Raw genomic sequence first — 14,744 nt, forward strand, 5'->3', positions numbered from 1 at the left:
ATGATTTGTTTCTGCCGGAGAGCACCCCGTGAATGATGCCACCCCACGCCCGCAGGCGAAAACCCGTAAAGCGCTGACGCCGCTCCTCGAAATCCGCAATCTGACCAAATCTTTCGACGGTCAGCACGCGGTTGATGACGTGAGTCTGACTATTTATAAAGGCGAAATCTTTGCCCTGCTGGGCGCATCCGGCTGTGGAAAATCCACGCTGCTGCGCATGCTGGCAGGGTTTGAACAACCCACTACCGGACAAATCATGCTGGACGGCGTCGACCTGTCCCAGGTGCCACCTTATTTGCGGCCCATCAACATGATGTTTCAGTCCTACGCGCTGTTTCCTCATATGACGGTGGAACAGAATATCGCCTTTGGCCTGAAGCAGGACAAATTGCCGAAAGCGGAAATCGCCAGCCGGGTCGAAGAGATGCTGGGTCTGGTGCATATGCAGGAGTTCGCCAAACGCAAACCGCATCAGCTTTCCGGCGGTCAGCGTCAGCGCGTGGCGCTGGCGCGAAGTCTGGCAAAACGTCCCAAACTCCTGTTACTCGACGAGCCGATGGGCGCACTGGATAAAAAACTGCGTGACCGTATGCAGCTTGAAGTGGTCGATATTCTTGAGCGCGTCGGCGCGACCTGCGTGATGGTGACGCACGATCAGGAAGAGGCGATGACCATGGCCGGGCGTATTGCCATCATGAACCGTGGCAAGTTCGTGCAAATCGGTGAGCCGGAAGAGATTTATGAGCATCCGACCACCCGCTACAGCGCGGAGTTTATCGGCTCGGTCAACGTTTTTGAGGGGGTTATCAAAGAGCGGCAGGATGACGGTCTGGTGCTGTATTCCCCAGGTCTGGTGCATCCACTGAAGGTCGATCCGGATGCGTCGGTGGTGGACAACGTGCCGGTGCACGTGGCGCTGCGCCCGGAAAAAATCATGCTGTGCGACGAGCCGCCCGCCGACGGATTTAACTTCGCCGTGGGAGAAGTGGTGCACATTGCCTATCTTGGCGATCTCTCCATTTATCACGTTCGCCTGAAAAGCGGACAGATGATCAGTGCTCAGTTGCAGAATGCCCACCGTTATCGCAAAGGTCTGCCGACCTGGGGCGATGAGGTGCGTTTGTGCTGGGATGCGGACAGCTGTGTGGTGTTGACGGTTTAAGGAGCGAAGATGAGTACACTTGAACCTCCGGCACGTGTGGAAAAGCCGGGTGGCTTTACGCTCTGGCTGGCGCGCGTGCAGATGAAACACGGGCGCAAGCTGGTCATTGCGCTGCCTTATGTCTGGCTTATCCTACTATTTCTGCTGCCTTTTCTGATCGTCTTTAAAATCAGTCTCGCGGAAATGGCGCGGGCGATCCCGCCGTATACCGAACTGATGGCGTGGGCCGACGGGCAACTGTCTGTCACCCTTAATCTCGGTAACTTCCTGCAGCTAACGGACGATCCGCTCTACTTTGACGCCTATTTGCAGTCGCTACAGGTGGCAGGGGTTTCGACGCTTTGTTGTCTGCTGCTGGGCTATCCGCTGGCGTGGGCGGTGGCGCACAGCAAGCCGTCAACGCGTAATATTCTGTTGCTGCTGGTGATCCTGCCATCGTGGACCTCGTTTCTGATCCGCGTGTATGCGTGGATGGGGATCCTGAAAAATAATGGCGTGCTGAATAACTTTCTGCTGTGGCTGGGGGTGATCGACCAGCCGTTGACCATTCTGCACACCAATCTGGCGGTGTATATCGGCATTGTATACGCCTATCTGCCGTTCATGGTGCTGCCGATTTATACCGCACTGACGCGGATTGACTATTCGCTGGTGGAAGCGTCGTTGGATCTGGGCGCGCGCCCGCTGAAAACCTTCTTTAGCGTGATTGTCCCGTTGACCAAAGGCGGCATTATTGCCGGTTCCATGCTGGTGTTCATTCCGGCGGTTGGGGAGTTTGTTATCCCGGAACTGCTCGGCGGGCCGGACAGCATCATGATTGGGCGCGTGCTGTGGCAAGAGTTCTTTAACAACCGCGACTGGCCGGTGGCGTCTGCGGTCGCGATTGTCATGCTGCTGCTGTTGATCGTACCGATTATGTGGTTCCACAAACATCAGCAAAAAAGTGGCGGGGTCCACGGATGAACAACTTACCGGTAATTCGTTCACCCTGGCGTATTGTGATTCTGGTGCTCGGGTTTACTTTCCTGTACGCGCCGATGCTGATGCTGGTCATCTACTCGTTTAACAGTTCCAAACTGGTCACGGTGTGGGCAGGATGGTCAACGCGCTGGTACGGCGAACTGTTCCGCGACAGCGCGATGATGAGCGCGGTGGGGCTGAGTCTGACTATCGCCGCCTGTGCAGCGACCATGGCGGCGATACTCGGCACGATTGCCGCGGTGGTGATGGTGCGCTTTGGCCGCTTTCGCGGGTCGAACGGCTTTGCCTTTATGATAACCGCGCCGCTGGTTATGCCCGATGTGATCACCGGGCTCTCACTGCTGCTGCTCTTTGTTGCGCTGGGCCACGCGATTGGCTGGCCGTCGGATCGTGGAATGTTGACCATCTGGCTGGCGCACGTCACGTTCTGTACGGCGTATGTGGCGGTGGTGATTTCATCGCGCCTGCGCGAACTGGATCGCTCCATTGAGGAAGCGGCGATGGATCTGGGGGCGACGCCGTTGAAGGTGTTCTTTGTGATAACGCTGCCGATGATTATGCCGGCGGTGGTCTCCGGCTGGCTGCTGGCGTTCACGCTGTCGCTGGACGATCTGGTCATTGCCAGCTTTGTCTCCGGGCCGGGCGCAACCACGTTACCCATGCTGGTCTTCTCCAGCGTGCGGATGGGCGTTAATCCGGAAATCAACGCCCTGGCGACGCTGATCCTCGGCGTGGTCGGAATTGTCGGTTTTATCGCCTGGTATCTGATGGCTCGTACGGAAAAACAGCGGATCCGCGATATCCAACGTGCAAGACGCGACTGAAGACACTAAAATCGGTCAACCTGGCTACACAATGCCGCGCTCGTCGCGGCATTGTTTTCATGGAAGACGATTCGTTGGGATTTTTTAAAAAATCATCCTCATCACATGCCCGCCTGAACGTGCCTGCGCTGGTTCAGGTGGCGGCGCTCGCCATTATTATGATCCGTGGGCTCGACCTGCTGATGATCTTTAACACGCTCGGCGTCCGCGGACTGGTTGAGTTTATTCATCGCAGTGTACAAACCTGGAATTTGACGCTGGTTTTTCTGGGCAGTCTGGTGCTGGTGTTTGTTGAGATAGGCTGCGCATTTTCACTGGTGAAAGGGCGTAACTGGGCGCGGTGGCTATATCTCCTCACACAGGTGATTGCCGCAAGCTATTTGTGGGCGGCCTCGCTGGGCTACGGTTATCCCGAGTTGTTCAGCATTGCCGGTGAGTCAAAGCGGGAGATTCTGCGTACGCTGGTGATGCAAAAATTGCCCGATATGCTGGTGCTGTTATTACTGTTTGTGCCCGCGGCCAGTCGTCGCTTCTTCCGCTTACAATAATGTGTATAATCCTCGCCCCTGTTTAGATAAAGGTTTCTGTATGCAGTGCGCACTCTATGACGCCGGTCGCTGTCGCTCCTGTCAGTGGATAACGCAGCCCGTTGGCGAGCAACACGCCGCCAAAACCGCCGATCTGAAAAATCTGCTTGCCGGTTTTTCGGTCGGGGAATGGTGCGCACCGATTAGCGGCCCGGAAAAGGCGTTTCGTAATAAAGCGAAAATGGTGGTCAGTGGCAGCGTGGAGAAACCGCTGCTGGGGATGCTGCACCGCGACGGGACGCCGGAAGATTTGTGCGATTGCCCGCTCTATCCCGCCTCGTTTGCGCCAGTGTTTGCCGTGCTGAAACCGTTTATTGCGCGCGCCGGATTAACCCCCTATAACGTGGCGCGCAAGCGTGGGGAACTGAAGTACCTCCTGCTGACGGAAAGCCAGTTTGATGGCGGTATGATGCTGCGCTTTGTGCTGCGTTCCGAAAGCAAACTGGCGCAGTTACGCGCTGCGCTGCCGTGGTTGCAGACGCAACTGCCGCAGCTGAAGGTCATCAGCGTTAATCTCCAGCCGGTGCATATGGCGATTATGGAAGGGGAGACGGAAATCTTCCTGACCGAACAGCAGGCGCTGGCGGAGCGGTTTAACGACGTGCCGCTGTGGATTCGCCCACAAAGTTTCTTCCAGACCAATCCGGCGGTGGCTAGCCTGTTGTATGCGACGGCGCGTGACTGGGTGCGACAGCTGCCGGTGAACCACATGTGGGATCTGTTCTGCGGCGTTGGTGGTTTTGGCCTGCACTGTGCGACGCCGGACATGCAGTTGACTGGAATTGAAATCGCGCCGGAAGCCATTGCCTGTGCCAGACAATCTGCGCTGGAACTGGGCTTAACCAATCTTCATTTTCAGGCGCTGGATTCCACGCAGTTTGCCACCGGGCAAGGGGCGGTGCCGGAACTGGTGCTGGTGAATCCGCCGCGACGTGGTATTGGCAAACCGCTCTGCGATTATCTGGGGCAGATGGCGCCGCAGTGCATTATTTATTCCAGCTGTAATGCGCAGACGATGGCAAAAGACATTGCCGCGTTGCCGGGCTACCGTATTGAACGGGTACAGCTGTTCGATATGTTCCCACATACCGCGCATTATGAAGTGCTGACATTGTTGTTGAGGGACTAGTCACGGTTTGCCGGATGGCGGCGCTGGCGCCTTATCCGGCCTGCGAGCGGTGCAGATATTCCAGGCCTGATAAGCGTAGCGTCATCAGGCCTTCTACCACCAGCGACTCGACTTACTGCGGGAACCACTGATCGTTGATTTTTTGGTAAGTCCCGTCAGCTTTAATGGCCACCAGTGCCGCATTCAGTTTCTCCAGCAGCACTTTGTTGTCCGGGCGAACGGCAATGCCGAGGCCGGTACCAAAGTACTGCGGATCGGTTACTTTCTCGGTTGCTGGCCCCAGTTGTGGGTTGGTTTTCAGCCACTCGTTCACCACCGCGGTATCACCGAACACGCCATCAATACGGCCATTTTTCAGGTCGATAAACGCGTTCTGATAGCTGTCATAGGCCACCGTTTTCACTTCCGGATGCTTATCCTGCAAGTACTTCTGGTGGGTGGTGCCGTTTTCCATCCCGATACGTTTGCCTTTCAGATCGGCGAAGGTTTTGTAAGTCCCTTTCTTCGAAATTACCAGCGCCGAGTTGGCATAGTAGGGGGCTGTAAACGCCACCTGCTTGCTCCGCTCCGGCGTGATATCCATACCGGAAATCACCGCGTCATATTTCTTGAATTTGAGTGCCGGGATCAGACTGTCAAACGCATGGTTGGTGAAAGTACATTCTGCCTGCATCTGTTTGCACAAGGCTTTTGCCAGATCGAGGTCGAAACCGACGATTTGGTTATTCGCATCCATAGATTCGAACGGTGGATAGGTCGCAGAGACGCCGAAGCTGATTTTTTCAGCGGCAGAGGCGCCGATGGCAAAAGAGGCAAGTAATGCGGCCAGAACTAACTTTTTCATGGTTGGACTCCCGTTATGATGAAGCGCCGTTTCTGCGGCATGGATTTACAATGCCAGCAATTGAATTTGTATGCAATAAAAATGATTAACTATTTTTATGAAAATAAAAAAAGACGGACAGGTTATAAGCTTGTCCATCTTTTGAATTGTGTTTTATGCAATATGATGCTTAGTTGCGGCGTTCGAAAGCCAGCGCTTTGCGCTCGATAAGACGCATCATTAACGTCAACAGGCCGTTGACTAGCAGGTAGATGACGCCCGCTGCGCCGAACACCATCACATCGTAGGTGCGACCATACAGCAGCTGACCGTATCCCATCACTTCCATCAGGGTAATGGTATAAGCCAGAGAGGTACTCTTGAACACCAGCACCACTTCGTTGGAATACGAGGAGAGGGCGCGTTTAAAGGCATATGGCAACAGGATCGCCAGCGTGTCTTTCTTGCTCATCCCCAGCGCGCCGCAGGACTGCCACTGGCCTTCCGGAATTGCGCGGATCGCGCCGTAGAACAGCTGCGTGGTATAGGCTGCACTATTGAGCGACAGCGCAATCAGCGCGCACAGCCACGGCTCCGACAGCAGATGCCACAGAACCGGATACTCTTGCAGCGTCGGGAATTGCCCCGGTCCGTAGTAGATCAGAAAGATCTGCACCAGCAGCGGGGTACCGGTAAACAGTGTGATATAGCCACGAACCAGCCAGACCACGACCGGCGTTTTAAGCGTCAGAACGATAGTAAAAATCAGCGCCAGAATCAGGGCGACGACAATGGACGCTACCGTCAGCGTCAGGCTGGTGTGCAGCCCTTTAAGCAGTTCAGGTAAATACTCAAGCATCAGCCCGGTCTCCGCTCAAAACGTGTCGCGCGCAGGTCAATGCGTTTGAGAATGTACTGACTCACCAGCGTAATCACCAGGTAGATCGCCGCCGCAATAATGTACCAGTTAAACGGTTCCTGAGTTCGCGTGGCAATGCTCTTGGTTTGCAGCATCAGGTCGTTGACGCTGATAAGGCTCACCAGCGCAGTATCTTTCAGCAATACCAACCACTGGTTGCCCAGCCCTGGTAGCGCGTGACGCCACATCTGCGGCATCACCAGCCGGAAGAAAATGGCGGTCTTCGACAGTCCCAGCGCCTGACCGGACTCCCACTGACCCAGCGGTACGGCTTTCAGCGCGCCGCGCAGCGTTTGTGACGCATAGGCCGCGTAGAGCAGAGAGAGGGCAATCACGCCGCACAGGAAGGGGCTGACGTCAAAGTTTTCGATCTCCATTTGTACCGGGATCTGCACCACGCCCAGATTGACAGTAAAGCCATCAGAGAGCATCAGCAGCAGTTGAGAGGAGCCGAAATAGATAAACAGCACCACCAGAATTTCCGGCAGGCCGCGTAAAATGGTGACCAGCGCGGAACCCGTCCACGCGACAGGACGCCATTTCACTGACTCCCAGACGGCGAACAGCATCGCCAGCGCCAGGCCGAGGATCAGTGCACAAACGGCAAGGCCGACGGTCATCCCGGCGGCGCTTGCAAGTGGGAAAAATTCGTTCATCAAGGCTTACTTCTGGAACCATTTGTTATAGATGGTCTCGTAAGTCCCATCTTTCTTCACTTTTTCCAGCGCAGTGTTGAATTTCTGCTGCAGTTCCGCGTTGCCCTGGCGGACGGCGATGCCGAGGCCGGTGCCGAAGTAATCTTTATCCGTCACTTTGTCGCCAACCGGGGCCAGCTTCGGATTGTCTTTCAGCCACTCTGTGACCACCGCCGTATCACCAAATACGCCGTCAATGCGGCCGTTTTGCAGATCCAGTTTCGCATTCTGGTAGCTGTCATACGGAACCGTGGTGATTTCCGGGTGTTTATCCATGATGAATTTCTGGTGAGTGGTGCCGTTCTGCACGCCCACTTTCTTACCTTTCAACTGATCAATGCTGGCGAATTTACCCTGCTGACCAATGAACAGTGCGGAGTTGTCATAGTAAGGGGTGGTGAACAGCACCTGTTTTTCACGCTCAGGCGTGATATCCATCCCGGCCATCACCGCATCGAAACGGCGGAATTTCAGGCTGGGAATCAGGCTGTCGAACGCCTGGTTGGTAAAGGTACAGGTCGCGTCGATCTCTTTACACAGCGCATTGGCCAGATCGACATCAAAGCCGACAATCTTGTTATTAGCGTCCATCGATTCAAACGGAGGATAGGACGCTTCGGTCGCAAAACGAATGGTCTGGGCTGCTGTAGCAGAAAGGCTAAAGCCTGCGATAAGCGCGGCAATCAGAACTTTTTTCATTGTGTTGTCCCGAATCTTAGTGAGAGAGATAGTTTTTAAATGCTTCGGTCTGCGGGTCGGCAAAGCAACTTGCATTACCCTGCTCGACGATATGACCGTTTTCCATATACACGACGCGACTGGCGGTTTTACGCGCCACTTCCACTTCGTGCGTCACGATCACTTGTGTAATGTTGGTTTCCGCCAGTTCACGAATGATGCTGACAATTTGCGCGGTGATTTCTGGATCCAGCGCGGCGGTGGGCTCATCAAACAGCAGCACCTGCGGCTCCATCATCAGCGCACGGGCAATGGCCACACGCTGTTGCTGACCGCCGGAAAGATGCAGCGGAAAACGATCGCTGTAAGGTTTCAGACGCAGGCGATCCAGCAATTTTTCCGCACGGGCTAACGCCTGATCTTTTGACAGGCCCAGCACGCGGCAGGGCGCTTCAATCAGGTTCTGTTGCACGGTGAGGTGCGGCCACAGATTGTATTGCTGAAAGACCATTCCGACGTTCTGACGCAGTTCGCGAATCGCTTTATCTGACGGCGTTTTGCGGAAGTCGAACTGGTTTCCCGCAATGCTGAGCGTACCTGAACGCGGCATCTCTAGTAGATTGAGTACCCGCAGCAGTGAGCTTTTACCGGCCCCGCTTGGACCCAGTAACACCAGTGTTTCACCCTGCGGGCAATCCAGCGTGATATCGAACAGCGCCTGATGCGCGCCGTAGAAGCAGTTAATGCCGTTTAATTGAATACTCATTGATACTCGTATACTGGCCGTCTGATAGCTATTGAAGCCGCAGATAGTACCTTTGACAGAATAGTTATGCAATATTTATGCTTTAAAAGTTAAATATAGCGCGCATTTCCCCTTAAACATAGCACAAAATAGCGAGGGCAAAGCGCGGTAAGAACAATTGTCGGCATTCCATGCAGAATGCCAGACAATTTACGGGGGGTACGTTTTTTATCGCGGTAAAGCGGCGGGATTAACGGTTTTCTACCGACTGGCGAAGCGTACCGGCAGGGGCATGCACGCTGCCGCCCAGATAACGCACGTCATCAATGACCCAGCACTGACCTTCGCGGATCATCAGCACTTCATCCTGCCAGTTCTGATCGCCCTGTTTCAGTGCAACGCGCAGCGGAATGTTGCGTGCATCACTATTCGGTATGGTCGAGGCGCTGGCAACGCTGGCGCTGTCCGGCGGCGTTGCGCGACTGGAGAACGGATCGCTGCTCATCAGTTGACGATGCGCACTGTCCCGACTGGCATCCGACAGCAGTTTCGCCAGGTTGTCGCTCAGGTAAGGGCGCAGGGCGGTGATATCATTACTGCGGTGTTGGATACGATAGTCATAGAATTGTTGAGCCACACTGTCCGGGCCGCCATCCACACAGGCACCCGTACGCGGCCCATTGTCTTTGTAGGCTGGCGTGACGGTGGTGCAGGCGCTGAGCAGCAGCGCGCAGGGGACAAGCAGGGAGAGTTTCGAATAGCGCATAGTGATTTCCTTATAAGCTTTCTGCCATGAGTCTTCTAAGATAACAGTCATCTACGATAATCAATTATATCCTTTCAATGATAGTGTATGGCGCTGATAATGTGCTGAATGTAACCAGGAGAGACATCATGCAATTTTCGACAACCCCCACGCTTGAAGGACAGAGCATCGTGGAATACTGTGGTGTGGTCACCGGCGAAGCCATTCTGGGCGCGAACATCTTCCGGGACTTTTTTGCCGGTATTCGCGATATCGTCGGCGGTCGTTCAGGCGCTTATGAAAAAGAGTTACGTAAAGCGCGTGAGATTGCCTTCGCAGAACTGGGTGAACAGGCGAAAGCGCTGGGCGCTGACGCGGTGGTCGGCATTGATATCGATTACGAAACGGTCGGCAAAGACAGCAGCATGCTGATGGTCAGCGTGAGCGGGACCGCGGTGAAAACCCGCCGATGAAGATATGGCTGTGGCTGGTGGCTCTGGCACTGCTGTTAACGGGGTGTACGGGTGAAAAGGGGATTGTTGACAGAGAAGGCTACCAGCTCGATACCCGTCATCAGGCACAGGCGGCGTATCCTCGCATCAAAGTGTTAGTGATCCACTATACGGCGGACGACTTCGATGGCTCGCTGGCGACGTTGACGGATAAAAACGTCAGCTCGCATTATCTGATCCCGGCGGTGCCGCCGTTACATCGGGGTATACCGCGTATCTGGCAACTGGTACCGGAACAGGATCTGGCGTGGCATGCGGGCATCAGCTTCTGGCGCGGTGCGACGCGCATTAACGACACCTCAATTGGCATTGAACTGGAAAATCGCGGCTGGCAAAAATCGGCGGGTGAAAAGTATTTTTCCCCGTTTGAACCCGCGCAGATTCAGGCACTGATACCGCTGGCGAAAGACATTATCGCCCGTTATGACATTAAGCCGCAGAACGTGGTTGCGCATGCGGACATCGCCCCGCAGCGAAAAGACGACCCCGGCCCGCGGTTTCCCTGGCAGGCGCTGGCAGCGCAGGGGATTGGCGCCTGGCCTGATGCGCAGCGGGTCAATTTCTATCTTGCCGGACGGGCACCGAACGCCCCTGTTGAGATGGCATCACTGCTGGACCTGTTGTCGCGTTATGGTTATGAGGTGAAGCCTGACATGACCGCACGTGAGCAGCAGCGCGTGGTGATGGCGTTCCAGATGCATTTCCGCCCGACGCTCTGGAACGGCGTTGCCGATGCCGAAACGCAGGCGATTGCTGAGGCGCTGTTGGAGAAGTACGGGCAGGGGTGAGCCTGCCTGTCAATCATGGCGCAAGCCCGAAATAGTCTTTTTCTGGACTGATAAAAACTGAAGCATTCCTTCACATGATTTATAGTTTACCCACTTTAAATTACTCGCATCAATGATTGACATCGAACATGCGACGTAATGATAAAAAATAAACAAACAATTGAGATTCGTTCTCACCGTAAAGTAATTTCTTATTTAAAAAGGACTGCTGGTAACGCGAGGATGCGGAAATTACACGTCTTTATTAATTATCTTAAGCGGGTATTATAATGTTAAGTACTTTTGGTAAAAAACTGCGTCCTCATCAAGAAAAAGAAGCCATTATTTCCGTGACGGAAGGTTACGAAGAAAAAACCTTAAAGAAATGGCAAAAGTTATCAACGGCTGATTCCAAATATATTTATATTATCGTCAGCGGCGAAGTAGAGTTCCGCCGTGAATCAGATGAACTTTGCATGTTCACTGTCGAGGGGCCGTGCATCTTTGGTCTCTCCTCCATGTTCTGTCATACTTCACACATGTACGCTCTTGTCCGTACTAATACCGTGGTGCGCTCTATCCCAAAAGATGAGTTCACTCAACTGATCACAGAACATAACTTATGGGAAGACCTTACCAGACTGCTCTTCTGGTATGTTCTCCTCATGAGCAAGCGGGATGATATTCTGGTCGCCCGCAGTGCCTATTCGGTAGTACGTGAATTTTTATATGAAATTCATGAGTTAAAAATTAACTATCAGCGTGATATTAACGTTTATGACTATATCCAGGAATACACTAACCTGGCACGCAGCACCATTATTAAAATTCTCTCCGATCTGAAAAAAGGGCAATATATCATCGTGGAAAAGGGTCGACTCCTTAACATGACGCACTTGCCGGAAAAATATTGATTACTCCAGCCGGTCTCCTTTTTTCAGAAGAGGAGACCGCGTCACATCACTCTGCGTGAGTTTTGCCTGGGGAGTTTCCTGCGTTTCGTCAACCGGCGGTGCGGGAATTTTCCCTTGCGCATAATCCTGCTGCTGCTCTTTTAATGCCTGCTTGAACAACTCAGTTAACGACGTATTATCACGACCTTCGCTGACGCTCTCGTTCGCGGCATCATCCTCGTGCGCCTGCGTGCCTGGCAATGTATCGCGAGAGGTATGCTGAGATATATTTCCGTCCGGCGCCTGCCGCCAGTCACTCTCATCGCTATTTATCGGGATATCCTGCATGGCCGGGATATCATCCTCATGTCTGGGCGCAGGTTCAGAATGCGGGTGTGGGAACGGTTTACTCACGTACACATAATGCATATCTGAAAGCCTGGCCTGTGGCATGGCAACACTAGCGTTAACCGGCTCCGGCGTCGGGTGACGCAGGTTCCAGTAAATATGTGTGTAAATCCCGGCTGCCAGCAACGTGAAGAGTCCCAGCATCCATAATATGCTGTGACCGACTATTTTTTTCATACCGGGGAGGCGATATGAAAACCAGACCGCCTCCCCGGTGGCGTAGCTCCGTTGAGCCGCAAGACATATTGTCGACATCAGGAACGTTTCTCCTGGGGTGAGGTATCGTGAGTGGCATGAGACGCCTGGAGCAGTACGCTCGGCGTGGTGTTGGTTTCTCGCATCAGCTGCATTAGCGTGTCTTCGCCAGGGATGCCATCGACATGCAGATTCATTCTCTGCTGGAATTCACGGGTACGCTTCATCATTTCCGCCGTCCAGCTCTGCGCATGCGTTTCGGGCTGTGCGAGCGCGAGACTCAGTTGTTGGTCGAGCCAGGCCAGATCTTTACTGTCACTGGTTGCGCTGATGGCGTCTTTGCCCTGTGGCGTCAGACGGTGCAACTGCGTGTAATGTCCGGTTGCATGTTGAGTAAACCAACTGCGGCTGACCTGCCAGGTGCGGTTATTCATCAGCAGATCCAGGGACTCATTGCCGGCACGAGCAACAACGGCATAGTTAAGATGATCGCCGGTTTTGATTTCGCTGACCCACGGATAACCTTCCTTTGCCAGTTCCTCCAGCGGCGCGGTGCCTTGTTTGCACATCAGATTCACCTTCGCGGCATTCTGGCATAAGGCATCTTCCGCCGAGGCATCGTAACCCCACATCACATACAGTTGATGCATCGCGTCGGGCTGATTCACCATTTCATTATCGATAGTCGGCGCAACCGGCACCTGGGTTTTCGACGTCTGCTGCTGCCAGCTCACTGGAACCGGTAGGTGAATCGGAAGTCTGGCGCTGATTGGCGCCATCAGATACCAGCCACAGGCTGCGAAAATCGTCGACGCCAGTACACCGACGGTTGCCAGGCGCTTACCGTGGTTTTGGGCGGGCAGAATCTCGCCGGCAGCCAGGCGTAAATGACGAGGCTCCACACAAGCGGCGCGTTCGGTCCATGCCGCAAGCATCGATAAGTGCGCCAGTTCATTGAATTTGCTGAGATGACCTTTTGTCAGTTTATGCATTTTGCGTATGCGTGCGGGGGCTAACGGTGACGTTTCGCAGTCCTGCTCTTCACACTGGGACTGTACATAGTCCAGCATTTCACGGCAGGTCAGGGAACGAACCACATGATGCGTATGAACGTACTCCTGAAGACTGGACTTTTGCATCAGAACCGTTTCCTGATCCACCGAGCCCATCAGCACAATCGATAGCGGAAATGCCAGCTCCTGCGCATGGGCTAACAACATTCCCAGCACGTCGCGGCAGTTATCCTTCATGGCTTCCACGTGCGAAATCACCAGCACTTTACTTTTCGCCTTACGGGAAGCAGGTGCTTCCTGCCACTGGCGTAACACGGCATCCACCGCATGAAGACGGGTTTGGCTTTCTTTGCTTCCGGGATTGAGCTTGTACAGCAGGCTACTGGCACTCAATTTGGGGAAAGCATTAATAGACAGTACATCGTGACCGCTGCTTTTCAGCGCCTCGCTGTACTGAAAAAGCAGCGCCGTGTCGTTGCAAAAGAGCCCGGTAATTCCCGCCTGTCCGGTTTTCTCTTTCAGCAGGTTGAAAATATCCTGATGATAAGGCACAAAAAAGTCGCCCGAGGCACGGGTGACTTTCCTGAATGGCGGATTTTTAAAATTAAAATGACTCTGATACATAACGACTTACCGTCTCTTTACATGAATAGCACTGAGACGAAAAGTAAGGGAAAGCAGACGGCGGAGCAATTTTTAAAGAGAGTAAAAATAACCTCTTGTTCATCCTTAACATCAGGATTTTAACCGGTCAATATTTTTCTTCGTTAAAGTTAATGGTAATGCCGATAGTCGGATGCAGACCCGTTAATTACTATTTGCTGCATATATTGGTGCAGCACGATGCTGCTTATTTTCGTTTTGCAACAGGACAGGTGAATAATGAATTACTCATTTCTCTCCCGCTGGAGAACGCCTTTTATGATGTTTGTGTTGCTTATATTTTGCGGACAGCAAGGGTATGTGATCATCAAAGATTATCAAAAGGTAGCAAAAAAGCTGGCGAACGCGGATGCAAAACCCGTGAAACAACGCGGGGAAGAAAAAACGTTTGCGCTTTTCGCTGCGGCGGTGCGCCCACAACACCCATCCACGTCTGCGCAAAAAACGTTATCTGCTGAAATTGAGGGGATTGTCAGGAGTGACGATGCCTGGCTTTCCTTTGCCGTGATTAAGACCCAGAGCGGGCAGAAGAGCTATCGCGAGGGAGAGAAACTGACCGGGTTCGACGACGTCTATATCGAGTCAATCAATAAAGACAACGTCGTGGTGAATTATGAAGGAACGTCGCAGGTACTGACATTAAAGACACCTGATTATTTTAAGGGCGACGTTGACAGCGGCCCGGTAACGAAATCGACAAAGGATGCAGGAGCCGACCAATTGCATCTTGATGATTATCTGGTGTTGAAACCGCTAATCGAAAAGGGACAACTGGAAGGCTATAACATTAATCCAAGGGATGCTTCACCATTTTATACCCATTCAGGGCTGGAAAAAGGTGATGTGGCGATTGAAGTTAATTCTGTCGATATGACGAAAGAAGCACAGGCGAAAAGTATTCTCGCTAACTGGTCGAAGATGAAAGAAGCGGAGGTCGTCGTCAGACGTCACGCTCACCTTGAAAATATTCGGGTTAATGTTCTAAACAATTAACAAGTGTACAGA

17 protein-coding genes are annotated in these 14,744 nt (G+C 53.3%); 9 read left to right on the forward strand and 8 right to left on the reverse strand.

Translation table 11 applies throughout. The features are described 5' to 3' along the window. Positions 1 to 28 precede the first annotated feature (28 nt). Genes potG through rlmC form a run of 5 tightly spaced genes read left to right on the forward strand, consistent with a single transcriptional unit; the run spans position 29 to position 4,683 of the window. Positions 29 to 1,162 carry a putrescine ABC transporter ATP-binding subunit PotG gene (potG, locus tag ACERJC_RS03330; RefSeq protein ID WP_152405302.1) on the forward strand — a complete coding sequence of 378 codons (1,134 nt, stop codon included), beginning with the start codon at positions 29 to 31 and terminating at the stop codon, positions 1,160 to 1,162. 9 nt (positions 1,163 to 1,171) lie between these two features. Beyond that, positions 1,172 to 2,125 carry a putrescine ABC transporter permease PotH gene (gene potH / locus ACERJC_RS03335; protein ID WP_373671025.1) on the forward strand — a complete coding sequence of 318 codons (954 nt, stop codon included), beginning with the start codon at positions 1,172 to 1,174 and terminating at the stop codon, positions 2,123 to 2,125. Beyond that, a complete protein-coding gene (gene potI, locus ACERJC_RS03340; protein ID WP_042320333.1) occupies positions 2,122 to 2,967 on the forward strand; it encodes a putrescine ABC transporter permease PotI in 846 nt (281 codons plus the stop codon). The genes potH and potI overlap by 4 nt, the downstream gene beginning before the upstream one ends. Positions 2,968 to 3,026: 59 nt before the next feature. Beyond that, positions 3,027 to 3,515, forward strand: a complete 489-nt coding sequence (locus ACERJC_RS03345) for a YbjO family protein (RefSeq protein ID WP_373671026.1) — start codon at positions 3,027 to 3,029, stop codon at positions 3,513 to 3,515. A gap of 40 nt (positions 3,516 to 3,555) precedes the next feature. Then, on the forward strand, positions 3,556 to 4,683 hold the full coding sequence (gene rlmC / locus ACERJC_RS03350) for a 23S rRNA (uracil(747)-C(5))-methyltransferase RlmC (RefSeq protein WP_373671027.1): 1,128 nt from the start codon (positions 3,556 to 3,558) through the stop codon (positions 4,681 to 4,683). A 112-nt stretch (positions 4,684 to 4,795) separates the two neighbouring features. On the opposite strand, the gene artJ is transcribed toward rlmC, so the two are convergent. The 6 genes from artJ to ACERJC_RS03380 form a co-directional block, all read right to left on the reverse strand. Then, positions 4,796 to 5,527, reverse strand: a complete 732-nt coding sequence (gene artJ, locus ACERJC_RS03355) for an arginine ABC transporter substrate-binding protein ArtJ (RefSeq protein ID WP_373671028.1) — start codon at positions 5,525 to 5,527, stop codon at positions 4,796 to 4,798. 169 nt (positions 5,528 to 5,696) lie between these two features. Next, positions 5,697 to 6,365, reverse strand: a complete 669-nt coding sequence (gene artM, locus ACERJC_RS03360; protein WP_371895631.1) for an arginine ABC transporter permease ArtM — start codon at positions 6,363 to 6,365, stop codon at positions 5,697 to 5,699. Continuing rightward, the gene (gene artQ, locus ACERJC_RS03365) at positions 6,365 to 7,081 is read right to left on the reverse strand and encodes an arginine ABC transporter permease ArtQ (protein ID WP_046477814.1); all 717 of its coding nucleotides are present in this window, start codon (positions 7,079 to 7,081) and stop codon (positions 6,365 to 6,367) included. Before artQ ends, artM begins: the two co-directional genes overlap by 1 nt. Before the next feature lie 6 nt (positions 7,082 to 7,087). Next, on the reverse strand, positions 7,088 to 7,819 hold the full coding sequence (gene artI / locus ACERJC_RS03370; protein WP_152405296.1) for an arginine ABC transporter substrate-binding protein ArtI: 732 nt from the start codon (positions 7,817 to 7,819) through the stop codon (positions 7,088 to 7,090). A gap of 16 nt (positions 7,820 to 7,835) precedes the next feature. Beyond that, complete coding sequence (artP, locus tag ACERJC_RS03375) at positions 7,836 to 8,564, reverse strand: arginine ABC transporter ATP-binding protein ArtP (protein ID WP_152405295.1); 729 nt, start codon at positions 8,562 to 8,564, stop codon at positions 7,836 to 7,838. Positions 8,565 to 8,793: 229 nt separating this feature from the next. Next, entirely contained in the window at positions 8,794 to 9,309 is a 516-nt protein-coding gene (locus tag ACERJC_RS03380) for a lipoprotein (protein ID WP_042320313.1), read from the reverse strand. 128 nt (positions 9,310 to 9,437) lie between these two features. Between ACERJC_RS03380 and ACERJC_RS03385 the strand changes: the two genes are divergently transcribed. The 3 genes from ACERJC_RS03385 to ACERJC_RS03395 all read left to right on the forward strand — a co-directional run bounded on the left by ACERJC_RS03385 (position 9,438) and on the right by ACERJC_RS03395 (position 11,481). Beyond that, positions 9,438 to 9,761: a heavy metal-binding domain-containing protein gene (locus ACERJC_RS03385; protein WP_042320310.1), complete on the forward strand. Its 324-nt coding sequence runs from the start codon at positions 9,438 to 9,440 to the stop codon at positions 9,759 to 9,761. After that, on the forward strand, positions 9,758 to 10,588 hold the full coding sequence (locus ACERJC_RS03390; protein ID WP_373671029.1) for an N-acetylmuramoyl-L-alanine amidase: 831 nt from the start codon (positions 9,758 to 9,760) through the stop codon (positions 10,586 to 10,588). Before ACERJC_RS03385 ends, ACERJC_RS03390 begins: the two co-directional genes overlap by 4 nt. A 269-nt stretch (positions 10,589 to 10,857) precedes the next feature. Beyond that, positions 10,858 to 11,481: a helix-turn-helix domain-containing protein gene (locus ACERJC_RS03395; RefSeq protein ID WP_373671030.1), complete on the forward strand. Its 624-nt coding sequence runs from the start codon at positions 10,858 to 10,860 to the stop codon at positions 11,479 to 11,481. On the opposite strand, the gene ACERJC_RS03400 is transcribed toward ACERJC_RS03395, so the two are convergent. Both ACERJC_RS03400 and ACERJC_RS03405 read right to left on the reverse strand, forming a co-directional pair. Then, complete coding sequence (locus tag ACERJC_RS03400) at positions 11,482 to 12,123, reverse strand: type II secretion system protein GspB, cryptic system variant (protein ID WP_373671031.1); 642 nt, start codon at positions 12,121 to 12,123, stop codon at positions 11,482 to 11,484. Continuing rightward, entirely contained in the window at positions 12,123 to 13,700 is a 1,578-nt protein-coding gene (locus ACERJC_RS03405) for an ExeA family protein (protein ID WP_373671032.1), read from the reverse strand. Before ACERJC_RS03405 ends, ACERJC_RS03400 begins: the two co-directional genes overlap by 1 nt. 300 nt (positions 13,701 to 14,000) lie before the next feature. Here ACERJC_RS03405 and gspC point away from each other — a divergent pair, with 300 nt between their 5' ends. Continuing rightward, the gene (gene gspC / locus ACERJC_RS03410) at positions 14,001 to 14,732 is read left to right on the forward strand and encodes a type II secretion system protein GspC (protein ID WP_373671672.1); all 732 of its coding nucleotides are present in this window, start codon (positions 14,001 to 14,003) and stop codon (positions 14,730 to 14,732) included. Positions 14,733 to 14,744 lie beyond the last annotated feature (12 nt).

The organism is Citrobacter telavivensis, from assembly GCF_041807075.1.
Taxonomy (GTDB): Bacteria; Pseudomonadota; Gammaproteobacteria; order Enterobacterales; family Enterobacteriaceae; genus Citrobacter_A; species Citrobacter_A telavivensis.